Raw genomic sequence first — 23,988 nt, 5'->3', positions numbered from 1 at the left:
GCACGATGACCACTCGTTTCTCACCCCTCTCCACTCTCCACTCGCCCCATGACCCAGTTCCGTTACAAGGCGGTCAACGATGCCGGCGAGACGCTGCAGGGCCAGATGGAGGCGGCCAGCGTCGAGGAGGTGATCGGGCGTCTGCAGGACCAGGGCCATACGCCGCTGGAGGCGCGGCCGGCCGATGGCGCGGCCGGCGGCAGCGGTCTCGCGGCGTTGTTCAAGCGCGGGCCGTTCACCGGCGATCAGCTGGCCCAGTTCACCCATCAGCTGGCGACCCTGCTCGGCGCCGGCCAGCCGCTGGATCGCGCACTCAGCATCCTGCTCGACCTGCCCGAGGGCGAGCACGCGAAGAAGCTGATCGAGCGCGTGCGCGACCGCGTGCGCGGCGGCAACACCTTGTCTTCGGCGCTGGATGAGGAACACGGCGTGTTTCCCAAGCTGTACGTCAGCCTGGTGCGCGCCGGCGAGGCGGGTGGTTCGCTGGAGGAGACGCTGCGCCGGCTCGCCGATTATCTGGAACGCGCGCAGGCGATGCGCGGCAGCATCGTCAACGCGCTGATCTATCCCGCCTTCCTGATGGTCGGCGTACTCGGTTCGCTGGTGCTGCTGCTGGCTTACGTGGTGCCGCAGTTCGTGCCGATCTTCGAGGACATGCAGGTACCGATCCCGTGGATCACGGAGGCCGTGCTGGTGCTGGGCAATACGCTGCAGTCCTGGTGGTGGCTGATCCTGCTGCTGCTCGGCGGCGGCCTGTTCGCCTGGCGCAGGCGTCTGCGCGATCCCGCTGCGCTGCTGGCCTGGCATACCCGCCTGCTGGGCATGCGGCTGGTCGGCCCGCTGCTGTTGAAGGTGGAGACAGCGCGGATCGCGCGCACACTGGGCACCTTGCTGAAGAACGGCGTGCCGCTGCTGAGCGCACTGACCATCGCCCGCCAGGTCACCGGCAATCTCGCGCTGGATACGGCCTTGAGCGCGGCGCACGAACAGGTCAAGGGCGGCTCCGGCCTCAGCCTCGCGCTGGGGCAGTCGAAACTGTTCCCGCGGCTGGCGATGCAGATGGTGCAGGTCGGCGAGGAAGCCGGCCAGCTCGACACCATGCTGCTGAAAGTCGCCGATACGTTTGAACTTGAGTCCAAACGCGCGATCGATCGTTTACTGGCTGCGCTGGTGCCGGCGCTCACCATCGTGATGACGGTAATGGTGGCGGTCATCATGGCGGCGATCCTGCTGCCGCTGCTCAGCCTGACCAGCAACATTCAGTGAAACTTGGAGATATTTATGATTGATCGCGCAAGGGGATTCGGGATTCGGGATTCGGGATTCGGCAAGGCGCCCAAGCGCCTGCCGTCCGCTTTTACGAATCCCGAATCCCGACTCTCGATTCCCGGGCGCGCAAAGCGCGCCAGCGGTTTCACCCTGCTGGAAATGCTCGCGGTGATCGTGCTGATCGGCATCATCGGTGCGGTGGTGGTGACCCAGGTCGGCAAGAACGTCGACAAGGGCAAGTACGGCGCCGGCAAGGCACAGCTGACGACGCTGAGCCAGAAGATCGAGAACTACGCGCTGGACAACGGCTCGCCGCCGCAACAGCTGCAGGACCTGGTGGTGAAACCCGCCAACGCAACGAACTGGCAAGGCCCTTATGCGAAGGAGTCCGAGCTGAAGGATCCGTGGGGGCATGCGTTCGGCTACCAGTATCCCGGCCAGAACGGCAGCTTCGACCTGATCTTCTACGGCCAGGACGGCAAGCCCGGCGGCGACGGCTACAGCAAGGACGTGGGTAACTGGCAATGAAGCCGGGATTCGGGAATAGGGAATAGGGAATGGTTGGAGCCGGCCAGCGCTGCACCTTCCGCCCTGTACGAACTGATGTGCGGCATCGGGTCGCGCAGAGGCGCGCAAGTAGGTGGAACAGCGCCTTTCCGATTCCCGACTCCCGATTCCCGACTCCCGGCCGCGCGCAGCGCGCCAACGGCTTCACCCTGCTGGAAATGCTGGCGGTGATTCTGCTGATCGGCATTGCCGCGGCGGCGGTGTCGATCTCGGTGACGCAGGGTTTGGCCAGTGCGCGCGTGCGTGCGGCCAGCAGCGAACTGGCCGGCGCGCTGCGGGCCACCCGCGCGCAGGCGATCGTGCGTGGGCGGGACCAGAACTTCGATGTAGATACCCAGGCGAACAGCTATCGCAACGTGAAGCAGCAGGACGTGCGCCTGCCCAAAGGCATGCGCGTGAGCATCACCAGCGCGAAGGAAGACCAGCCGAACGATCATACCGGGCGCATCCGCTTCTTCCCGGACGGAAGTTCCACCGGCGGGCGCATCACCTTGCAGAGCGGCAAGCGCCAGTGGCATGTCAACGTGTCCTGGCTGACCGGCGAAGTGCGTGTGGTCGACGCGGTGGCGCAGCCATGAAAACCGGGAGTCGGGAATCGGGAGTGGGGAATCGGCACGGCGCGCGGGCGCCATCCCCCTGCTTTTGCCACTCCCGGCGACCGTCAGGAAGTCCCCCTGCGGGATTCCCGACCCCCCATTCCCGGCATCAAGGCGGCTTCAGCCTGCTCGAAGTGATCGCCGCGATCATGCTGCTGGCGATCGCGTTCACCGCACTGATGAAGGTGGCCGGCGCGTCGATCAGCCTGACCCAGAACGCAGCCGAACACAGCCAGGCGGCGATGCGGGCGCGCAGCCTGCTCGACAGCGCGTTCGTGGGCGAGCCGATCAAGCCGGGCAGCAGCTCGGGCCGGTTCGACCGGCAGTACCGCTGGCAGCTCGATGTGACGCCATGGAACGAGGCCGGCAACGCGCCGCCAGGGACGCCGCTGCATCTGTATCAACTGGACCTGGACGTGTCGTGGGGGGCGCCGGCGCATCCGCGTTCGGCGCACTTCCGTACCCTGCGACTGGGCGGCCCGAATGTCGCCGCTAATGCGCAGGCGTTTCCGTGAAGCGCACGGCCGGCTTCACCTTGCTGGAAGTGCTGGCCGCGCTGGTGCTGCTGGCACTGTTGCTGGTCGGCGTGTATTCGGGCATCCGCACCGCCACCCACAGCGTGCGTTCGGGCACGGCCGCGATCGAACGGCTCGATCAGATCCGCTCGGCCCAGCAGTTCCTGCGCCGCGAACTGGCGCAGAGCCTGACCCAGCCGATCGGGCACACCGATCAGGGCGAGCCGGTCTATTTCGTCGGTACCGCGCACGAGATGCGCTATGTCGCGCCGCTGCCAGGCTATCTCGGCAAGCTGGGGCCGCAGTTGCAGCGGCTGCAGCTGGTCGACGACGGCCACGACGGACTGCGGCTGGAGTTGAGCCTGGTCCTGCTGCCGCCGGACGGCAAGCCGCCGCAGCCGCTGAGTGAACCGCAGGTGCTGCTCGATCACATCCGCGACGGCAGCTTCAACTATCGCGGTATCGATGGCCAGGGCCATGCCGTGCCGTGGACGCCGGCATGGGCCGATGGCCGGCTGCTGCCGCAGCTGGTGAGGATCAGCCTGCGATCGCAGGACGGGGTCGACTGGCCGCAGCTGGACGTGCCGTTGCGGGTCAACCCGGCGCAGACCGGTTTGCTGCAGCGGATGGGCTTGCGCGGCGGGAGCATACGATGAGACGTCGGTCGTTGCCGCCACCTAGCGATCAGCGCGGGGTTGCGCTGCTGCTGGTGCTGTGGGCGTGCACGCTGCTGGCTATCCTGCTGGGCGGTTACGCCGCGCTGGCGCGCACCGAAGGTCTGCAGGCGCGCTACCTGTTCGCGCAGACCCAGGCGCATTACGCCGCCGAGGCCGGCCTGATGCGTGCGGTTTACGGCTTGCAGGACCCCGTGGCGAAACAGCGCTGGATCGGGGACGGCAGGACTTATTCGTTCCCTTACGACAATGCCAAGGTCACGCTGTCGGCGATCGACGAGAGCGGCAAGGTCGATCTCAACACCGCCACGCCCGAGGTGTTGCAGGCGCTGTTCCGCGCCACCGGCATGAAACCGGCCGAGGCGCAGGTGCTGGCCGATCGCGTGGTGGACTGGCACAGCCCGACCGGCCTCGGCGGCGAGGCCGACACCAGCCGGGCCGCGTATGTGGCGGCCGGGCGCGATTACGGCCCGCGCCATGGCCCGTTCGCCAGCATCGAGGAATTGCAGATGGTGCTCGGCATCACGCCGGCGCTGTATCGGCAGCTGGCGCCGGTGATCACGATCTGGTCGGGTACCGCGAGCCCGAATCCGAATACCGCGCCTCCGCTGGCGCTGGCTGCGATTCCGGGCATGACGCCGGAGCAGATGGCTGCGATCCTGGCCGCACGCGCCAGGCAGGCCACCGACCCGAGTCTGGTTCTGGGCAATGGAACAACGCATAGTATCCGTTCTGAGGCTACGCTGGCCGACGGCACGCGCGCCGTCCTGCGCGCCACGATTCGTTTTACGGGGCAGGGGGGCGCACAACCGTACGCGGTGCTGCGCTGGCAGGAGGGAGAGACGGAATGAGTACGGCAACGCAGTCGCTGCGGCCGCTGATGGATCCCCTGCGCCGAGCCTGGCGTGCTTCGCCGATGCCGGGATTTTTCCGCTGGTGGGGCGGCGAGCTGCTCGGTCTGCTGCCGCTGCGCTGGCGTGCCTGGTTCGCCAGCGGCGCGGACTGGTATCTGCTGCAGCACTCCGATGCGCAATGGACGTTGCGCCGCAGCGGCCACGCCGAGCTGCTGGCGAACTGGGACGACAGCGTCGACAACCCGGCCGGCGATGCCCGCATCGCGCCGGTGGCGCTGGACGCCGCGTTGCGCAACGTCGATCGCGAGGACAGGCGGCTGGCGCTGCTGCTGCCGCCCGCCGTGGTATTGCGCCGGGTGCTTGCGTTGCCGCTGGCTGCGCGCGACAACCTGCTGCAAGTCGTCGCGTTCGAAATGGATAGGCAGACGCCGTTCAACGTGGCGCAGGTTTATTACTCCGCACGCGAGCTGGCCACACCGGCGGCTGTCGGCCGCTTCAACGCGGAACTGGTTGCAGTCACCCGCGGCACGCTGGACCCGCTGCTGGCGCGCCTGCGCGCGCAAGGCATCTCGATCGACGCGGTGGACGTGGCGGTGGCGAACGATCGCCTCGGCGTCAACCTGTTGCCGCCGGAACAGACGCCGCATCGCGTGCGGCCGCGGCGCCGCCTGAATCTGGCGCTGGCCGCCGCCTGCGTGCTGTTGCTGTTCGCGGTGCTGGGTGCATGGCTGCACAATCGGCAGGCCGCGCTCGGCGAGATGCAGGCCGAGGTCGACAGCATGCGCAGCGAGGCGCAGCAGGTGGTCGCGCTGCGCCAGCAACTGCAGGACAACGCCGGCGCGGCCGGTTTCCTGGCCCAGCGCAAGAAGAACACCGTCAGCATGCTCAGCCTGTTGCAGGACGCCACCGCGCGGCTGCCCGACAGTGCGTGGCTGGAGCGCTTCAGTGTCGACAACACCGGCCAGATCGGCTTTCAGGGGCAGAGCCAGCAGGCGGCGAAACTGCTCGACACGCTGAAGGATTCCACGCTGATCACCGATGCCAGTTTCCAGGGCAGCATCCAGCCCGACCCGACCACCGGCAAGGAGCGCTTCTACCTGACCGCGCGCGTGCACCAGCCCACCGTCGGCAAGCCGAAGTCGTCGGCCCTGGCAACGGGCGCGGCAAATGGCGGGAGCGCGCCATGAAGGCTATCGCCCTCAATCGGCGCGACAGCCGCATCGCCGCGATCGCATTGCTGCTGCTGGCGCTGCTGCTGGCTTATTTCGTGTTGCTGCACTGGTGGTTCGTGGCGCCGCTGCAGCAGATCCGCAGCGACATGGCCGACCTGCGCGACACCCACAGCCGCTATGCCGCCGCGATCGCCGAGAAACCGGCCCTGCAGCAGCGCATCGCCGCGCTCGGTGCGGGCCAGGCCGCCAGCAGCGCGTTCCTGGCCGCGGACGATCCGAACACCGCGGCGGCCGATCTGATGCAGCGCGTGGTCGACGTGGTCGCCGGCAACACGCAAGGCGGCAGCTGCGTGGTCAGCCAGAAGATGCCGCTGCCGAATCCGCCGGTCAGCGCCGGCGAGCCGTACCGCAAGGCCGCGGTGAGCATCAGCCTGAGTTGCGACATCGAGCCGCTGGCGGCGGTGCTGCAAGCGCTGGAGCAGGGCACGCCGTATCTGTTCGTCGACGATCTGAGCATCTACCGCAACCCGGTGGCGTCGCAGCAGAATCACGCGGCGCCACTGGAAGTGCAGTTCACCTTGTCCGGCTATGTACGGCCGGCGCGCGGCGCGCCTGCGCCGTCGGCTGCCAGCGCGACGCCCGCCGGCGCGGGAGCCCCGCCATGACCGCGGCTAACCAGCGTCAGCTGACGCCGGTCCTGGTCGCGATCGTGGTGCTGCTGAGTGCCGCGCTGCTGCTGTTGCTGGGCGGCGTCGGCCGCGCTGCGCATTGGGATCCCCCGCGCACGCTGGCCGCGCTGCCGCCAACCGGCAATCCCGCCGATCTGCCGCAGCCGCAGCCGCTGCAGAAGTTTGCGCTGGTCTGGCAAAAGCCGTTGTTCAGCCCCGACCGCAAACCGGTGGCCCGTGCGGCCGACGGCGGCAGCAACCTCGGCGATCTCGAACTGACCGGCATCATTCTCACCCCCAACCTGCGCATGGTCTTGCTGCGCGACAAGAACGGCGACAAGCAGGTGCGGCTGCGCGAAGGCGAGGCTCTGGCCGACGGCAGCGTGAAGCTGGTGGAGGTGCGCCCGCGTTCGGCGCTGTTCGACTCGTCCGCGGGCCGCACCGAGCTGAAGTTGCCGGCCGGCGCTCCGATCGACGACAAGCCCCCTGCCACGGCCAATGCCGCCCCGGGTACCGGCACGATCATGCAGGTCGAGCCGGGGGCCCAGCCCGGCGGCACCAGCCCGGGCGCGCCGCAGCAACGCCCGGCACCCAATCCCGCAGTGCAATCGGCTGTCCAGCGGCTACGCCAGAATATCCAGAAACGTCGGGCCGCTCGCGCCGCCGCGGGCCACGAAGGAGTACGTTGATCCATGTTCCGCATGCTCACCCAGCAAGTCCTGCGCACTGCCACACTTGCCGTTGCCGTGGGCATGGCCGGTTGCGCCAGCCTGCCGCAGGCGCCCGACGACGGCGCGCTGCAGCGCGAGGCGATGGCCGGCACCCGTAACCCGGTGCCGGCGCCATTGCCGGTGAACAACGACGTCGGCGGCGAAAGCGCGGCCACGGCGAAACCCGAGGTCAGTCACGGCAGCGGCCAGTTCATCCGACCTGGTGCTCTGGCCACGCCACGTCCGGCGGCCGGCGGCAACGGCGCGGTGACGTTCAACTTCGAGAACCAGCCGGTGCAGGCGGTAGTCAAGGCGATCCTCGGCGACCTGCTCAAGCAGAACTACACGATCGTGCCGGGCGTACAGGGCAACATCTCGTTCGCCACCTCCGAGCCGGTCGATTCGAGCCAGGCGTTGCCGATCCTGGAAACCTTGCTGTCGTGGACGCACAACGCGCTGGTGCGGCGCAGCGGCGGCTACGTGGTGGTGCCCGAGAAGGACGCGGTAGCCGGCAACCTGGTGCCCAGTCTCGGTGCGGCGTCGCCACAGGGCGGCATGCAGGCGCGGCTGTTTCCGCTGCACTACATCTCGGCCACCGAGATGCAGAAGCTGATCAAGCCGTTCGCGCGGAAGGATTCGATCCTGCTGGCGGACCCGGCGCGCAATCTGCTGGTGATGTCCGGTACGCCGGACGAGCTGGCCAACTACCAGAGCATGGTGCGCACCTTCGACGTCGACTGGCTGCGCGGCATGTCGGTGGGCGTGTTCAACCTGCAATACGCCAGCGTGGGCGAGCTGATGCCGAAGCTGGATGGCATGTTCGGCGAAAAGGGGAATACCCCGCTGGCCGGCATGCTGCGCTTCATCCCGATCGAACGCACCAATGCGCTGGTGGTGATCAGCACCCAGCCCGAGTATCTGCAGGAAGTGGGCGACTGGATCACCCGCATCGATCGCGGCGGCGGCAACGAGCCGCAGCTGTTCGTCTACGACGTGCGCAACCTAAAAGCGTCGGACCTGGCGAAGTATCTGGCGCAGATCTATACCAACGGCGCCGGCGGCGGTAGCGACAATGGCGGCCAGGTCGGCCCGGGCCTCAATAGCGGCACGCTGGGCAGCGCCAACAATGCCAGCGCGACCAGCATGGGCAGCACGGCCGGCAGCTTCGGCAGCTCGGCTGGCGCGGGCACTGGCGTCCTGGGCGGCGGCCTGAACGGAAAATCCGGCGGTTCCGTTTTGGGCGGCACCGGTTCCGAAAACGGCGAAAGCGGCGGTGCGGCCGGTGGACTGGGCGGAACATCGTCCGGCTTCGGCAATACCGGCACGGGTGGCGGCAACAATGCCGGTGCGTCGAACGACCAGCAGTACAGCTCCAGCGACGGCAGCGTGAAGATCAGTTCGGTCGACAGCAACAACCAGCTGCTGGTGCGCGCGCGGCCGTCGCAGTGGGAAGAGATCAAGTCGGCGATCCACAAGCTCGACAACGTGCCGATGCAGGTGCAGATCGAGACGCGCATCCTCGAGGTCAGCCTCACCGGCGAATTCCAGTTCGGCGTGCAGTGGTACCTGGAAGGGCTGACCGGCAGCACCACCGACAGCAACGGCAACATCGTGCCCGGCGAACCGTACCGGCACCGGCAGGTCGCGCTGGGCCAGGGCGGCAATGTCTTCAAGGGCGAGCCGTTCTTCTACTCGTTCCTCAACAGCAAGCTGCAGGTCGCCGTGAGTGCGATGGAGACCAGCGGCAATACCAAGACGCTGTCGGCGCCGTCGATGGTGGTGATGAACAACCAGCTGGCGAGCATCACGGTCGGCGACCAGATTCCGATCAACCAGACCAGCGTCAACACCGGTATCGGCACAGCCACCAGCTACAGCCAGGTGAGCTACCTCAACACCGGCGTGATACTCAATGTGCAGCCGCGCATCAATCCCGGCGGCCTGGTCTACATGAACATCAGCCAGGAGGTCAGCCAGCGCGACACGTCGGTAGCGCCGGTCAACGGCAATCCGGCCATCTCGCAACGCAAGCTGTCCACCCAGGTGGCGGTGCAGAGCGGGCAGACCGTGCTGCTCGGCGGCCTGATCCAGCAGGCCGAGGGCAATACCGACACCGGCATTCCGGGAATCAACCGGGTGCCCATCTTCGGTCGGCTGTTCGGCAATACCAACCGCAGCCGCAACCGCACCGAGCTGATCGTGCTGATCACGCCGCGGGTGATTCGCGGCGGCGAGGACGCCCGTCAGGTCACCGACGACTATCAGGCCAAGTTCGAATCGCTGGCGCCGCTGCGCGCATCCGCCGATCGTGCCGGCACGGCGCCGGCCGTCATCGCACCGCTGCCGGCCACGGCTCCGGCACCGGCGCCGGGCTGGCCGGAGCAGTTGCAGCAGCATGCCGAAACGGCGCTGCAGCACTCCGACTACGCCACCGCACAGGACCTCGCGCTGCAGTCGTGGAAGCAGGGCTCGCGCCACGGCGCCCTGTGCGAGCGCAACTGGCAGGTGATCATCGAGTCGCGCCAGCACAGCAACCGGCTGGGCAGCGTCGACGATGCGCGCAAGCAGCAAGCCACGTGTCTGAAACCTCAGTGATGATCGTGGCCGAGGCGGCGCGGCGCTGATACGACCGGCGCAGCCGTTATCATCGGCGTGGATGACTGCATCCACGCCGATATTCCCCATCACGCCGCTGCTGCCGCAGATCCGCGCATCGCTGGCGGCGCATCCGCGGCTGGTACTGGAGGCGCCGCCCGGCGCCGGCAAGACCACCCAGGTGCCGCTGGCCCTGCTCGACGCGGTGTGGCTGGCGGGGCGCAAGATCGTGATGCTGGAACCGCGCCGGATCGCGGCGCGCGCCGCCGCGCAATTCATGGCGCGGCAGCTCGGCGAAGCGGTCGGCCAGACCGTCGGCTACCGCATCCGCTTCGAATCGAAGGTGAGCGCGGCGACCCGGATCGAGGTGGTCACCGAAGGCATCCTGACCCGGCTGATCCAGCACGATCCGGAACTGGGCGGCATCGGTGCGATCGTGTTCGACGAATTTCACGAGCGCCATCTGGCCGGCGATCTCGGCGCGGTGCTGGCGCTGGACGTGCAGGCCACGCTGCGTCCCGAGCTGCGCCTGCTGCTGATGTCGGCCACGCTGGACGGCGAGCGCATCGCGCAATGGCTGGATGCGCCGCGCATCTCCAGTCCCGGACGCAGTTTTCCGGTACGCACCGAGCATCCGGCCGCCCGCGCGCAAGAAAGCATCGAGCATCAGCTGGCCCGCATCGTGCGGCTCGCGCTGGAGGAAAACGACGGCGACGTGCTGGCGTTCCTGCCCGGCCGGCGCGAGATCGCGCGTGCGCAAACCGTGCTGGCGCAGACGCTGACGCGTGCCGACGTCGAGGTGCTTGCTCTGCACGGCGAGCTGTCGCTGGCCGAACAGCAGGCCGCGCTGGCGCCGGCCGAGCCGGGCACGAGACGCGTGGTGCTGGCGACCAACGTAGCCGAGTCCAGCATCACCTTGCCCGGCATCCGTGCCGTGGTCGACGCGGGCCTCGCGCGCGAACCACGCTTCGATCCGAACTCCGGCTTCACCCGGCTGGAGACCGTCAGCATCTCGCAGGCTTCGGCCGACCAGCGTGCCGGCCGTGCCGGTCGCGTGGCGGCGGGTACCGCGTATCGGTTATGGCCGCAGAGCAAGCGACTGGAACCGGCGCGCAGCGCGGAAATCGCCCAGGCCGAACTGTCCGCGCTGGCGCTGGAACTGGCAGCCTGGGGCGTGCCGGCCGACGGCACCGACGCGATGCGCTGGCTGGATCCGCCGCCGGCCGGCGCGCTGGCGCAGGCGCGCGAGCTGCTGGTCCGGCTCGGCGCACTCGGCGCCGACGGCCGCATCAGCGCGCTGGGCCGGGGCATGCTGGAGCTGGGTGCCGCGCCGCGGCTGGCTGCGGCGGCGTGGCGCGCGCCGGTCGAGCTGCGTGCGTTGATCGCCGATCTGCTGGCGTTGATGGAAGCCCGCTCGCCGCTGCGTGGCGGACAGGCGCGCAGCGACGATTTCCGGGTGCGGGTGGCGGCCTTGCATGCATGGCGCGATCGTCGCGGCAGCACCGCGCGTGGCGAGGCGGACACCGGCGCACTGGCGGCGATCGAGCAGGTCAGCAAGGGCTGGCGCCGGCGTCTGGAGGTGCGTACCGCAGCCAGCGGCATGCCGGACAGCCACAGCGTGGGCGATCTGTTGCTGCACGCGTTTCCCGACAGAGTCGCGCGCCGCGACGACAGCAATGCGCTGCGCTATACGCTGGCCAATGGCCGCGGTGCGCGCCTGCACGAAAACACCGCCTTGCATGGCGAGCCGTGGCTGGTCGCGCTGGATGTCCGCCACGAAGCGCGCGACAGCCTGATCCTGGCCGCCGCGCCGTTCGATCCACGGGCGCTGGAACGCGACTATCCCGCGCAGTTCACGCGTGAACGCACGCTGCGCTGGAACGCCGAACGCGCCGCGGTCGAGGCTTTCGACGAACGGCGTTTCGGCGCCATCGTGCTGGAGCGCCGCAGTGTGCCGGTGCAGCCGCAGGATGCGTTGCCGGCCTTGCTCGCCGCGGTGCGCGCCGGCGGCATCGATGTACTCCCCTGGAGCGAACACGCGCGGCGCCTGCGGGCGCGCATGCAGGCGCTGCGCGCATGGATGCCGGAGCTGGGCCTGCCGGATGTTTCGGATGCGGCGCTACTGGCTTCGCTGGATGACTGGCTGGCGCCGTATCTGGATGGCAAGCACCGGCTCGATGCGTTGGACGCCGAAGAGCTGTCGCAAGCACTGACCGCGTTGTTCGATTACGAGCAACGCCGCCTGCTCGATGCGCAGGCGCCGGAAAGCCTGCTGGTGCCCAGCGGCCAGAGCCGACGGCTCGAATACGCCGGAGGCGAACCGCCGGTGCTGGCGGTGAAGCTGCAGGAACTGTTCGGTCTGGCCGATACGCCCCGCGTCGGCGGCGGCCGCATTCCGGTCACCTTGCATCTGCTGTCGCCGGCTGGCCGGCCGATCCAGGTGACCCAGGACCTGAAGGGTTTCTGGGAGCGCACCTATCCGGATGTGAAGAAGGAACTGAAGGGCCGTTATCCGCGCCATCCGTGGCCGGACGATCCGTGGACCGCCACACCGACGCATCGTGCCAAGCCGCGCCCGCGGCATTGATCCCGCCCGGGGACGCCCGGCGTTGAATGGATCAGGCCGTCCATGGCGCACGGATCGACTGGAAGCGTTACCTTGCTCATGTCACCGTTGCCGCCTGGTTGTGTACCCTTGATCGCAACGGCTTCGCCCGGGGTTACCTTGCCACAGACACATGATTCCCATCATTCCGCGAATCAACCGTCCTCACCGCGTCACCTGACGGCGTATCTGTGGAGTTTGCTGGCGCTGCTGACAGGATTGGCGGTGACGCTGGTGATCCATAGCCAGCAGGTGCAGGCCCGGGAGGCGAAGCGAACCCTCGTTCGCAATGAGCTTGCCAGCAAGAGCTATGCGGAACTGCAGGAGAAATTGCATTCGGCCGAAGCGCTGCTGCGTGCCGTGCAGACGCTCTTTCTCGTCTCGGCGGATGTCACTCCGTCGGATTTCGGCACCCTCTACCTCAACATGCGCCCGCGCGAACAAAATCCCGGCCTGCTGGCGCTGGCATATGCACAACGCGAGGTGCGTTCCGGCGGCGAGCATTACATAACCCGCTGGGTCAATCCGCTGGCAGGGAACGAGGCAGTGGCCGGGCTCGACGTCAGTGCGCAGCCACACAATCTGGCCGCCTTGCTGGTCTCGCGCGACACCGACCAGATCGCGCTTTCGGCGCCGTTCCGCCTGGTTCAGCAGGTCTTGCCCGGCACGCCGGACGATGGCATCACGATGCGGCTGCCCGTCTTCAGTCCGGGCAACCCGCCGCGCACGGTCGAGGAGCGGCGCAAGCGCATGCGCGGCTCGATCGCGATGTCGTTCCGGTTGAGCCGCCTGATCGGCGATGCCATCCCAGAGCCACTGACCCGCGAACTGCATGTGCGCATCACCGACACCAGCGGCCCGCTCGGGTTGCTCCTGTTCGACTCCCATCCGGGTCCGGCCCTGCCGGCGGGCGGATACCATTTCGAACGACGGCTCGAGTATGGCGGCCGGGTGTGGGACATCGTGATGCAGCCGCTGGACTCCGACTCGACGCGGATCGCATGGAGCCAGTCCGTCCTGCCCGCCGGCCTGCTGGTGAGCGTGCTGCTGGCGCTGCTGGTTTTTTCCGTGGTCGGCGCGCGCCAGCGGGCACTGGACCTGGGCTGGCGGATGAGCCGCCGCTACCGCGAGAGCGAAGAGCGCTTTCGCGCGCTGAACGATCTCCTGCCTATGCTGGTCTTGCTGGCCGAGGTCGGGAGCGGACGGATCACCTACACCAACCAGGCTGCGCGCGCCCGTCTCGGCGAACATGTGGCCGAACGCTATATGCCCGATCTGTTCGAGGACCAGGATCTGCGCGTGTGGTTGCGTAGCGCGGACAATCGCGGCTGCGACCGGCTCGAAGCGCAGCTGCGCATGGGTGATGGCGCCAGTTTCTGGGCCAGCGTGGCGATCTCGCGCATCGTGCTGAGCGGCCGCGACAAGTTGCTGGTGGTGGCGAACGACATCAGCGAACAGCGGCAGCTCACCGAGTTGCTGAGCTACCAGGCCAGCCATGACGCCTTGACCGGGCTGTACAACCGGCGCGAGTTCGAGCGCCGGCTGCAGGCCGCGCTGGCGCTGACCGTCAGCGACACGCCGCCCGCCGTCCTGCTGTACCTCGATCTCGACCAGTTCAAGCTGGTCAACGACACTTCCGGTCATCTGGCCGGCGATCAGCTGCTGGCGCAGCTGGCCATCGTCATGGGCAGGCAGCTGGGCGGCGACGATGTGCTGGCGCGCCTCGGCGGCGACGAGTTCGGTGTACTGGTTGCCGATGTGGCCGGTCGGGCCGTCGCCGAGGAGATCGCCGAGCGCATGCGCCGCTGCATCGACGGCTATGTATTCATCTGGGAGCAGCACAGCTACACCGTCAGCGCCAGCATCGGCGGCGTGATGATCGATCGTCCGGACATCCTGGTGAAGGACCTGCTCACGCAAGCCGACACCGCCTGCTACATGGCCAAGGAAGTGGGCCGCAACCGGGTGCATTTCTATTCCGAGCGCGACGACGAAACCCTGCGCCGCCACGGCGAGATGGAGTGGGCCAACCGGCTGCGCTGGGCGGTCGATGAGCAACGCCTGGTGCTGATGTACCAGGAAATCTGGACGTTGCCGCTGACGCCCGGCGGCGAGGCCGGAATCGAAGTACTGCTGCGGTTCCGCGACGAGTCCGGCCAGCTGGTGGTGCCCGGCGTGTTCATGCCGGCGGCCGAGCGCTACGGCATGATGCCGGTGGTCGATCGCTGGGTGGTCGAAACCACGCTGGCCAACTTCGACCGGCTGCATCCCGCCGGCGCCGAGCTGCACACGGTGGCTATCAATCTCTCCGGCGCCAGCGTCGAGGACGAGGCGCTGGCGGGACTGATCATCGGCTGGCTGCGGCAATACCAGGTCGAGCCGTCGAGGGTCTGCTTCGAGATCACCGAGACCGTGGCAGTGCGAAACCTGTCGCAGGTGGTGCGCTTCATGAAGCAGTTGCGCGCGGCGGGCTGCCGCATCGCGCTGGACGATTTCGGCGCCGGCATGTCCTCGTTCACCTATTTGAAGAACTTGCCGCTGGACATCATCAAGATCGACGGCAGCTTCGTGCGCGACATGCTCAGCGATCCGGTCAGCCACCTGATGGTCAGGGCCGTCACCGACATCGGCCATCGGCTCGGCCTTGAAGTGGTCGCCGAGTGGGTGACCGATCTGGAAACCGTGCACGCGCTGACGGTGCTTGGGGTCAACTGCGTGCAGGGTTTCAGCCTGCACCATCCCGAGCTGGCCGTGTTCCAGAACGACTGAAACGCCAGCGGATGGCAGCGCAGCTTGTCGCGGATGTTTCGTCCTACGCCGCAACATGCCGGTGCCGGCGTGGCTAGACTGCGGGGATGGACGATACCGCTCCCCTCAACCGATACCAGCTGGCCGAGCTAGGCAGCCTGCTGGCTGAGCCGGCGCGTGCCGCCATGCTGCTGGCGCTGGTGGACGGCACGTCCCGCCCGGCCGGCGAGCTGGCCCATGCGGCCGGCGTCGCACCGGCCACCGCCAGCGCACATCTGCGCCGGTTGCTCGATGGCGGCCTGCTGGCGGCGTATGCGCAAGGTCGCCATCGCTACTATCGGCTGGCCGATGAGCGGGTCGCCGCGATGCTGGAATCGCTGTCGCTGGCGCGCTCCGCCGCGCCGCGGCCGCTGCCGACCCGGGCCGATGCGAAGCTGCGGCGGGCGCGTTGCTGTTATCGGCATCTGGCCGGAACGCTCGGCGTTGCGTTCTGCGCCACCTTGCTGCGGCGCGACTGGCTGCAGACCGGATCGCGTGGCTTGTTCCTGCGGCCGGACGGTGCGGCGGCGTTGGCCGCCACCGGGCTGGAATTGGCCGACGTCTCGCAACTGTATGGCCGCAGCTGCCTGGACTGGACCGAGCGCCGCATGCACCTGGGCGGCCCGCTCGGGGTGATGCTGACCTCGGCGATGCTGCAAGCCGGCTGGTTGCGCCCGCTGCCGCATGGCCGCGCCCTGCAGCCCAGTGCCGGTGGCCTGCGCCAGCTGGGCATCCTGGGCGTGTCGCTCGAATGACATTGTCGATGGCCAGAAAAAAATGGACGTCCAGGCGTCCATTTACGAAAAGGCTTATCGCGTATTTATTCGAGCATTATCCGTTTTCATTTTTCGGCGAGTATCCATCGCGTACCGCCGGAAAATCGATGAAGGCGCAACGGGCATAAACTTCGGCAAAGCGGCGGCGCGCTTATTTTAAATCGCAAGATAATGCGCAAGTCAGGCAATTACTAAAATTGCGACCGTAATCACATAGGATTAATTCCGGGTTGACACCCACTATCGGCGCCACTAGTTTCCACCCGTCCGTCGCGGGGAGACATCAGGCGGATGGTTCCGTAACAGCGCATGGATCGGGGGATCCGTGCGCCGTTCAAGCAATGGCTCGACATTCGTCCTCTAGGCAAGACAGGGGGAGCGACGGTTTATCGGGCATCGCGGAACCGCAAGGCAATTGATCGAAATACGAGAGTCGCGCGAGGGCGCGACATGTCATTGCCACGGGGTCTGGGCGGCCGTGTTGGGTCCGCTCGTCCTCATTTCGGGGAAACTATTTCATGAAGCACAAATTTTTATTGAGCACTCTTGCTGCCTGCACCTTGCTCGGCTTATCCGCCGCGCCGGTGTCCGCTTCGGAGACCAACCCGTATTCGCCGGCCAACGGCCACGCGTACCGTCACGGCGTGCTGCCGACCCGCGACGTGTTGAACAAGATGAACCACTGGAAGGCGCAGCACGCGCTGGCCACGCAGACGACAGCCACCGGCATCGAAACGTTGAGCTACGGCGGTGCGCTCGACAGCGTGGGCGTGATGAGCGGCAAGGTGAAGGTCTACGTCGTTTACTACGGCACCCAGTGGGGCACGCGCACTACCAACGGCGCGGGTGACTCGGTGTTCACGGGCGACTCCGATGGAGCCGCGGCGAAGGCCGAGGAAATGTTCAAGGGTATCGGCACCAACAACGAATTGTGGTCGGCCGACCTGACCCAGTGGTGCGACGGCCCCAACGTCAGCAGCGGTGCCACCAGCTGCCCGTCGAACGCCAACTTCGTGCCGTACCAGAGCGGCGGCACTCTTGCCGGCGTCTGGTACGACAACACCAAGGCCTCGCCCGCCACGGCCACGCAGGCCCAGCTGGCTGCCGAGGCGGTTTCCGCCGCGGCTCACTTCGGCAACACCGCGGCAGGTTCGAACCGCTACACCTACTACATCATCATGTCGCCGCACGGGACCAACCCGGACAGCTACCAGGGTTCGTACTGCGCATGGCATGACTACACCACCTCGTCCTACGGCGACATCGCATACAGCAACCAGCCGTACAACATGGACTCGGGCCAGGGTTGTGGCGTGAATTTCGTCAACTCGGGCAGCGCCGGTACGCTGGACGGCTGGACCATGACGCTCGGCCACGAGTGGCACGAAATGATGTCGGATACCTATCCGGCCGGCGGCTGGACCAACCACACCGGCAATGCGACCTACAACGGCCAGGAAAACTCCGACGAGTGCGCCTGGATCGCGGCGGGTTCGCCCGGCGGTGCAGCCAACATCACCTTTGCCACCGGCACGTTCACCGAACAGGCCAGCTGGTCCAATGACACCAATGCGTGTTCCATCTCGCATCCGATCGTGGGTGGTGGCACCGGCGGCGGCACGCCGGTGGCGAATTTCACCGACACGATCAGCGGCTTGACGGTGAACTTCACCGACAGCTCCACCGATACCGGCGGCACCATTTCGTCGCACTCGTGGACTTTCGGCGACGGCAGCACGTCGACTGCCACCAGCCCGAGCCACACCTATGCGACAGCCGGCACCTACAGCGTGACTGAAACGGTGACCGACAGCGTCAGCGGCGCGACCAACTCCAAGACGTCCTCCGTGACCGTCGCGAGTTCGGGTGGCACGCCGACCGCCAACTTCACCGACACCGTCAGCGGCCTGACCGCGACCTTTACCGACACCTCCACGGATTCGGGCGGCAGCATCGGCTCGCATGCATGGACCTTCGGCGACGGCAGCACCTCGACGGCTACCAGCCCGAGTCACACCTATGCGGCAGCTGGTACCTACAGCGTCACCGAGACGGTGACCGACAGCGTCGATGGCCAGACCAGCTCCAAGACGACATCGGTGACGGTCTCCAGCGGTGGCGGTTCGTCGCAGCTGCTCGGCAACACCGGCTTCGAAAGCGGCGCCGCCTCGCCGTGGACGATGAGCTCCGGCGTACTGTGCAGCAACAGCACCTGCTCGGGTGAAGTCGCCCACAGCGGCAGCGGGTTCGCATGGCTGGATGGCTATGGTTCGTCGCACACCGACACGGTGTCGCAGAAGGTGACCATCCCGAGCGGCGAGACCTCGGCCACCTTGTCTTACTACCTGCACATCGATACGGCGGAGAGCGGATCGACGGCGTACGACAAGCTGACGGTGCAGGTGCTGAACAGCTCGGGCTCGGTGCTCGCGACACTGGCGACGTTCTCGAACGTCAACGCGGCGAGCGGCTACACCGTGCACACGGCCAATCTCGCGCCGTACATCGGTCAGACCGTGACAATCAAGTTCACCGGCAAGGAAGATAGCTCCCTGCAGACCTCGTTCGTGCTGGACGATGTCACGCTGAACGTGCAGTAAGCCCCAGGACGGCAGCCGCTTCGTGCGGCTGCCGTCAGCGGCCATCGAGGATGCGCAAGCGCGCATCCTCGCGCCGAACAAGGAAGTATCTCCGGCCCGATCGGCAACGATCGGGCCTTTTTGATGCGCGCAGCCGATCGGCGATGGCCCGGTGAGCGGTGCATTGCGCGCGGGCCGCATGCGACCATGGGCAGATGACTCCGACCCCCCATCTTCGACTGGCGATCATCGGCGGCGGCCCGGCTGGCCTGATGGCGGCCGAAGCGGCGTGCGCGGCGGGCGTGGCCGTCGACCTGTACGACACGATGGGTTCGGTCGGACGGAAATTCCTGCTGGCCGGCAAGGGCGGCCTCAACCTCACCCACAGCGAGCCGCCGGCGCGTTTCGTCGAACGCTACGGTGCGCGCGGTAAGGAGATCCGGCGGTGGTTCGAAGAGTTCGATGCGGATGCGCTGCGCGCGTGGGCGCGCGGACTCGGCGTGGACACCTTTGCCGGCAGCTCCGGCCGGGTATTTCCCGTCGGCCTCAAGGCGGCGCCGTTGCTGCGCGCCTGGCTGCGCCGCCTGCGCGAGTCCGGCGTGACGTTTCACATGCATCATCGCTGGCTCGGCTGGCAGGCGCATGACACCTTGCATTTCGCTACGCCGCAGGGCGAGCGCACGGTGCCGGCCAGCGCGGTGATCCTGGCGCTGGGCGGCGCCAGCTGGCCGCAGCTCGGTTCCGATGGCGCCTGGGTAAAACCGTTGCAGCAAGCGGGTGTCGACATCGCACCGCTGCAACCGGCGAACTGCGGCTTCGAGCTCGACTGGAGCGAACATCTGTCGAGCCGCTTCGGCGGCGCACCGCTCAAACCGGTGGTGGCGCACTGGATCGATCGCCGCGGGGTGGCTCATGCGCGCCAGGGCGAATGCGTGCTCAGCGAATACGGCATCGAGGGCAGCCTGATCTACGCGATCGGCGCGGAGCTGCGCGAACAGATGGCCGAACGTGGCGAGGCGAGGCTGATGCTCGATCTGGTGCCCGGCTACACCGAGCCGGTACTCGCCGATCGCCTCGCGGCGCCTCGCGGCAAACACAGCATCGGCGACTGGTTGCGCCGTCGGGCCGGGCTGGATGCAGCGAAGTGCGCGCTGGTGTTCGAGCTGACCGGCAAACCCGTGCTGGCCGATCCGCCGGCGCTGGCGAAACAGCTCAAGGCGTTGTCGCTGCGGCTGCGCGCGCCGCGGCCGGTAGCCGAAGCGATCAGCACCGCCGGCGGCGTGCGACTGGAGGCGCTGGATGAAAACCAGATGCTGCGTGCCCGTCCCGGCGTGTTCTGCGCCGGCGAGATGCTCGATTGGGAAGCCCCGACCGGCGGCTATCTGCTGACCGCGTGTTTTGCCAGCGGCTTGATCGCCGGTCGCGGCGCGGCACGCTGGCTGGGCGCCGGTCACGCGGCATCGCGCTAGGCGGGTGCCGCCCGCTTCGGCGGCCGGCGACGCGGCTTCAAGGCGCGGGTCGCTTCACCAGCTTGATCTCGAACAATTTCGGCCAACACTTGCCGGTGACGAACAGGCGATCGTGCGCGGCGTCGTAGGCGATGCCGTTGAGCACGTCGTTGCCGGGATCCGGCAACTGGCTGATATCGAACAAGCCGTCCAGGTCGATCCAGCCCACGACGTGCCCGTTCGCGGGGTCGATCCGCGCGATGCGGTTGGTCAGCCACACGTTCGCGTAGAGCTCGCCCTTGATCCACTCCAGCTCATTGAGGTTGGTGACCGGTGCGCCGTCGGCCGTCACCTTGATGCGGCGGGTCGTGGCCAGCGTTTCCGGATCCAGCACTCGCAGCACCGGCGTGCCGTCGCTCATGTAGAGGTGGTGGCCGTCGCGCGTCAACGCCCAGCCTTCGCCCGCATAGGTAAACGTGTGCCGCAGCTTGAAGCTGGCCAGGTCGTAGACGAAACCGGTCTGCGTCTGCCAGGTGAGCTGCACCAGCCGGTCTTTCCAGTCCACGATGCCTTCGCCGAAATACTGCGACGGCAGCTTGTAGCGCTGCACCGTCTCGCCGCTGGACAACTCCACCTTGCGTACGGTCGAGGTGCCGGCCTGGCCGGTGCTTTCGTAGAGATAGCCGTTTTTGTAGAACAGGCCTTCGGTATAGGCGCCGGTGTCGTGCGGGTAGGTGTGCACGATCTTGTAGCCGTAGACCGGGATGGCTGCCTGCGCGACGGCGCTGCCCAGCAGCAGGACGAGAGCGAAGATCAAGGAGAGGCCGGGCGATCGCATCATCGGGTCAGCTTTTTGGTTGGTGAATAATGTCGGGGCCAGCAACCGTCAGCCCAGTGGACGCACGCGGAAGTTGCGGCCCTTGATCTTGCCGGCGCGCAGGCGCTCGAGTGCCTTGTTCGCCAGCGCGCGGCTGATCGCCACGTAGGCGCGGGTGGCGAATACGTCGATCTTGCCGATGTCCTTCGCGTCCAGCCCGGCATCGCCGGTGAGTGCGCCCAGGATATCGCCGGGACGCAGCTTGTCCTGCCGCCCGGCATCGATCACCAGCGTCTTCATCGGCGCCAGGTGCAAGGTCTTGCCGCGTGACGGCGCCACTTTCAGCGGACGCCACGGCAGTGGCGTGCCGGCCAGCTCCTCGATGTTCGCCGCCTTCGGCCGCTCGCGCGGGGTGCACAGCGTGATCGCCAAGCCGGTCTGGCCAGCGCGGCCGGTACGGCCGATGCGGTGGGTGTGCGTTTCCGGATCGTGTGCGATGTCGTAGCTCACCACCAGCGGCAGCGCGACGATGTCCAGACCGCGCGCGGCCACGTCGGTGGCCACCAGTACCGCGCAACTGCGATTGGCGAAACGCACCAGTACTTCGTCGCGGTCGCGCTGCTCCATGTCGCCATGCAGCGCGAGCGCGGAGAAGCCGCGGCGATCCAGCTCCTGCGCTACCGCATCCACTTCGCGGCGCATGTTGCAGAACACCAGGGCATGCTCCGCGTGCGCACCGCTCAGCAGCTGCGCCAACGCGTCGGGCTTCTGTGCCGGTTCCACCTCGTGGAAGCGCTGCTCGATTGCCGGCTGTTGGTGCACCGGCGCATCGACTGTCACCTCGACTGGATGCTTCTGCACGCGCTGGCTCACCGTACGGATCTCATCGGGATAGGTTGCCGAGAACAGCAGCGTCTGATGGTGCTTGGCGATGCGCCCGATGATGTCGTCGATCGCCTCGGTGAAGCCCATGTCGAGCATGCGGTCGGCCTCGTCCAGCACCAGCACCTTGATGCCGCCGCCATGCAGGCTTTCGCGCTTCAGATGTTCCTGCACGCGGCCGGGCGTGCCCACCACAATGTGCGGGTCATGCGTGAGCGAGGCCAGCTGCGGCCCCAGCGGCATGCCGCCGCACAGGGTCAGCAGCTTCACGTTCGGGATGTTCGCCGCCAGCTTGCGGATCGCCTTGCTGACCTGGTCGGCCAGTTCGCGGGTCGGGCACAGCACCAGCGCCTGCAGCCGGATCGTGTCCACGTCGATCGATTGCAGCAGGCTCAAGCCGAACGCCGCGGTCTTGCCGCTGCCGGTCTGCGCCTGCGCGATCACGTCGTGGCCCTCCAGCATCGGCGGCAGGCTTTGCGCCTGCACCGGCGTCATCGTGGCGTAGCCGAGCGTTTCGAGGCTGGCGAGCAGGGCGGGTTTGAGCGGGAGCGTGCTGAAGGCGGTCATCCGTACATGATCGCATGCCCGCCGCCGCGCACCGCGATGACTTGCATCCAGCCGCCAGCTCGCCGACCCTGTACGGCTATCGCCCCAGTGATTACCGCCATGGATATCGTTTTCATCGAAGACCTGCGCATCGACACCGTCATCGGCATCTACGACTGGGAGCGCCGCGTGCGGCAGACGCTGTCGTTCGATATCGAGATGGCGTTCGACAACACCGTGCCGGCAGCCGGCGACGACATAGCGCTCACGCTGAACTACAAGGACGTTTCCAAGCGCCTGATCGGCTACGTGGGCGAATCCAGCTTCGGTCTGGTCGAGACGCTGGCCGAGCGCTGCGCGGCGATCATTCGCGAGGAGTTCGGGGTCGGCTGGGTACGCCTGAAACTGTCCAAGCCCGGCGCGGTGCGCGGTGCGAAGGCGGTGGGCGTGCGGATCGAACGCGGCACGCGGCCGGACTGATGGCGCAGGTCTATCTGAGTCTGGGCTCCAACCTGGAGCCGCAGCGTTATCTGCCTGCGGCAATTGCCGCCTTGCGCGAGCGCTTCGGTGCGATCGCGGTGTCGCCGGCTTATCGCAGCCGGTCGGTGGGTTTCGACGGCGCGGACTTCGTCAACCTGGCGGTGGGGCTGGATACCGAGCTGTCGCCCGAAGCGCTGAACGACTGGCTGCACGCGCTGGAAGATAGCCACGGCCGCCGCCGCGACCTGCCGCGTTACTCCGATCGCACGCTGGATATCGACATCGTGTTCTACGACGCGCTGGTGCTGGACGGGCCGGGGCATCTGCAGATTCCCCGCAAGGAATTGCGACATGCGTTCGTGCTGCGGCCGATCGCGGATATCGCGCCTGCGTTCCTGCATCCCCGCAGCGGCCTCAGCATGGCCGAGTTGTGGGCGGCGTTTCCGGCGGAGCACGAGCCACTGACCGTCGAGCAGCTGCCGGATTGAGCGATCCGCACTGTCGCGCGTGGACGGCTGGTGCTAGAAAGGCATCTTCATAATCCACGGACGCGGGGGCGACGCACATGGCTGGAAAATTCGCACGCAGTTGGGCCTTGATGAAAGCGAGCGCGATGGTGTTGCGCTCGGACAAGTCGTTGCTGGTTTTTCCTTTGCTGTCGGGGCTGTGCACGCTGCTGGTGGCGGCTAGCTTCCTGATCCCGGTCGTAGTGATGACGGTCGGCGGCGAGCATGCCGGGCAGGACTTCCAGCAACGCATGTCGGCAGGTGCGTATCTGCTGATGTTCGCGTTCTATCTGGTGCAGTACTTCGTGATCATCTTCTTCCAGACCGCGCTGACCGGTGTAGCGCTGATGCATCTGCGCGGCGAACCGACCAGCGTGGCGGCAGGGTTTGCGCTGGCGCGTTCCCGCTTGCCGCATATCTTTGGTTACGCGCTGATTGCGGCCACCGTCGGCCTGGTGTTGCGGATGGTCCAGGAGCGCCTCGGCCTGATCGGGCGGTTGGTGGTGGGTTTCCTCGGGTTGGCCTGGACGGTCGCCACGTTCCTGGTCGTGCCGATCCTGGCCAGCGAGGATGTCGGCCCGGTCGATGCGGTGAAGCGCAGCGTGGAATTGCTCAAGCGCAGCTGGGGCGAGAACCTGATCGGCAACGGCGGCATCGGCGTGGTGTTCGGTTTGCTGATGCTCATGGCCGTGCTGGTCGGCGCAGTGCTGATCGGCGGCGCGGTCGCGCTGCAATCGGTCGTTGCGATCGTGCTGGCGGTGACCGTAGTGGTGCTGGGGTTCATCCTGCTCGGCCTGATCCAGTCGTCGCTGCAAGGCATCTACTCGGCCGCGCTGTACCGCTATGCGGAAGCGGGCGAGGCCAGTGTCGGTTTCGACCAGGCCTTGCTCGAGCAGGCGTTCGCTCCGAAGAAGAAATAGCCGGTAGCCTGCGTGAAGCAGG

General features: G+C 67.2%; 20 protein-coding genes. 18 read left to right on the top strand and 2 right to left on the bottom strand.

The window, feature by feature from the left end:
* Positions 1–48 precede the first annotated feature (48 nt).
* From gspF to ACFPPB_RS06000, 15 genes are all read left to right on the top strand, one after another.
* Positions 49–1,266 (top strand): type II secretion system inner membrane protein GspF, encoded by a 1,218-nt coding sequence (gspF, locus tag ACFPPB_RS06070; protein WP_377325362.1) that lies wholly within the window; start codon positions 49–51, stop codon positions 1,264–1,266.
* A 117-nt stretch (positions 1,267–1,383) separates the two neighbouring features.
* Positions 1,384–1,797: a type II secretion system major pseudopilin GspG gene (gspG, locus tag ACFPPB_RS06065; RefSeq protein ID WP_377325479.1), complete on the top strand. Its 414-nt coding sequence runs from the start codon at positions 1,384–1,386 to the stop codon at positions 1,795–1,797.
* Between the two features lie 131 nt (positions 1,798–1,928).
* The gene (locus tag ACFPPB_RS06060; RefSeq protein WP_377325477.1) at positions 1,929–2,414 is read left to right on the top strand and encodes a GspH/FimT family pseudopilin; all 486 of its coding nucleotides are present in this window, start codon (positions 1,929–1,931) and stop codon (positions 2,412–2,414) included.
* The gene (locus ACFPPB_RS06055; RefSeq protein WP_377325360.1) at positions 2,411–2,947 is read left to right on the top strand and encodes a type IV pilus modification PilV family protein; all 537 of its coding nucleotides are present in this window, start codon (positions 2,411–2,413) and stop codon (positions 2,945–2,947) included. The genes ACFPPB_RS06060 and ACFPPB_RS06055 overlap by 4 nt, the downstream gene beginning before the upstream one ends.
* The gene (locus ACFPPB_RS06050) at positions 2,944–3,603 is read left to right on the top strand and encodes a prepilin-type N-terminal cleavage/methylation domain-containing protein (protein ID WP_377325358.1); all 660 of its coding nucleotides are present in this window, start codon (positions 2,944–2,946) and stop codon (positions 3,601–3,603) included. Before ACFPPB_RS06055 ends, ACFPPB_RS06050 begins: the two co-directional genes overlap by 4 nt.
* On the top strand, positions 3,600–4,472 hold the full coding sequence (locus ACFPPB_RS06045; RefSeq protein WP_377325356.1) for a type II secretion system minor pseudopilin: 873 nt from the start codon (positions 3,600–3,602) through the stop codon (positions 4,470–4,472). The genes ACFPPB_RS06050 and ACFPPB_RS06045 overlap by 4 nt, the downstream gene beginning before the upstream one ends.
* The gene (locus ACFPPB_RS06040; protein WP_377325354.1) at positions 4,469–5,662 is read left to right on the top strand and encodes a PilN domain-containing protein; all 1,194 of its coding nucleotides are present in this window, start codon (positions 4,469–4,471) and stop codon (positions 5,660–5,662) included. Before ACFPPB_RS06045 ends, ACFPPB_RS06040 begins: the two co-directional genes overlap by 4 nt.
* The gene (gspM, locus tag ACFPPB_RS06035; protein WP_377325352.1) at positions 5,659–6,312 is read left to right on the top strand and encodes a type II secretion system protein GspM; all 654 of its coding nucleotides are present in this window, start codon (positions 5,659–5,661) and stop codon (positions 6,310–6,312) included. Before ACFPPB_RS06040 ends, gspM begins: the two co-directional genes overlap by 4 nt.
* Positions 6,309–7,004 (top strand): hypothetical protein, encoded by a 696-nt coding sequence (locus ACFPPB_RS06030; protein WP_377325350.1) that lies wholly within the window; start codon positions 6,309–6,311, stop codon positions 7,002–7,004. Before gspM ends, ACFPPB_RS06030 begins: the two co-directional genes overlap by 4 nt.
* Positions 7,005–7,007: 3 nt before the next feature.
* On the top strand, positions 7,008–9,620 hold the full coding sequence (gene gspD / locus ACFPPB_RS06025; protein ID WP_377325348.1) for a type II secretion system secretin GspD: 2,613 nt from the start codon (positions 7,008–7,010) through the stop codon (positions 9,618–9,620).
* 61 nt (positions 9,621–9,681) lie between these two features.
* On the top strand, positions 9,682–12,207 hold the full coding sequence (gene hrpB / locus ACFPPB_RS06020) for an ATP-dependent helicase HrpB (RefSeq protein WP_377325346.1): 2,526 nt from the start codon (positions 9,682–9,684) through the stop codon (positions 12,205–12,207).
* Positions 12,208–12,450: 243 nt separating this feature from the next.
* Positions 12,451–14,994, top strand: coding sequence for a bifunctional diguanylate cyclase/phosphodiesterase (locus ACFPPB_RS06015; RefSeq protein ID WP_377325344.1), 2,544 nt, complete (start codon positions 12,451–12,453; stop codon positions 14,992–14,994).
* Between the two features lie 86 nt (positions 14,995–15,080).
* Positions 15,081–15,767, top strand: coding sequence for an ArsR/SmtB family transcription factor (locus ACFPPB_RS06010; RefSeq protein WP_377325343.1), 687 nt, complete (start codon positions 15,081–15,083; stop codon positions 15,765–15,767).
* Positions 15,768–16,306: 539 nt separating this feature from the next.
* Positions 16,307–18,388: a PKD domain-containing protein gene (locus ACFPPB_RS06005; protein WP_377325341.1), complete on the top strand. Its 2,082-nt coding sequence runs from the start codon at positions 16,307–16,309 to the stop codon at positions 18,386–18,388.
* A 194-nt stretch (positions 18,389–18,582) separates the two neighbouring features.
* Positions 18,583–19,836: a TIGR03862 family flavoprotein gene (locus ACFPPB_RS06000; protein ID WP_377325339.1), complete on the top strand. Its 1,254-nt coding sequence runs from the start codon at positions 18,583–18,585 to the stop codon at positions 19,834–19,836.
* Positions 19,837–19,873: 37 nt separating this feature from the next.
* Here ACFPPB_RS06000 and ACFPPB_RS05995 read toward each other — a convergent pair whose 3' ends face one another.
* Both ACFPPB_RS05995 and dbpA read right to left on the bottom strand, forming a co-directional pair.
* Positions 19,874–20,656, bottom strand: coding sequence for a glutaminyl-peptide cyclotransferase (locus ACFPPB_RS05995; protein ID WP_377325337.1), 783 nt, complete (start codon positions 20,654–20,656; stop codon positions 19,874–19,876).
* Between the two features lie 45 nt (positions 20,657–20,701).
* On the bottom strand, positions 20,702–22,081 hold the full coding sequence (gene dbpA / locus ACFPPB_RS05990) for an ATP-dependent RNA helicase DbpA (RefSeq protein WP_377325335.1): 1,380 nt from the start codon (positions 22,079–22,081) through the stop codon (positions 20,702–20,704).
* A 99-nt stretch (positions 22,082–22,180) separates the two neighbouring features.
* On the opposite strand from dbpA, the gene folB reads away from it, so the two are divergent.
* From folB to ACFPPB_RS05975, 3 genes are all read left to right on the top strand, one after another.
* Positions 22,181–22,540, top strand: a complete 360-nt coding sequence (gene folB / locus ACFPPB_RS05985) for a dihydroneopterin aldolase (RefSeq protein WP_377325334.1) — start codon at positions 22,181–22,183, stop codon at positions 22,538–22,540.
* Positions 22,540–23,028 carry a 2-amino-4-hydroxy-6-hydroxymethyldihydropteridine diphosphokinase gene (folK, locus tag ACFPPB_RS05980; protein WP_377325332.1) on the top strand — a complete coding sequence of 163 codons (489 nt, stop codon included), beginning with the start codon at positions 22,540–22,542 and terminating at the stop codon, positions 23,026–23,028. The genes folB and folK overlap by 1 nt, the downstream gene beginning before the upstream one ends.
* A 77-nt stretch (positions 23,029–23,105) precedes the next feature.
* Positions 23,106–23,966: a DUF6159 family protein gene (locus ACFPPB_RS05975; RefSeq protein WP_377325330.1), complete on the top strand. Its 861-nt coding sequence runs from the start codon at positions 23,106–23,108 to the stop codon at positions 23,964–23,966.
* Positions 23,967–23,988: the final 22 nt, after the last annotated feature.

The sequence above is a fragment of the Rhodanobacter terrae genome (assembly GCF_042657005.1).
GTDB lineage: Bacteria > Pseudomonadota > Gammaproteobacteria > Xanthomonadales > Rhodanobacteraceae > Rhodanobacter > Rhodanobacter terrae.
This window is presented reverse-complemented; position numbering and strand designations above follow the sequence as displayed.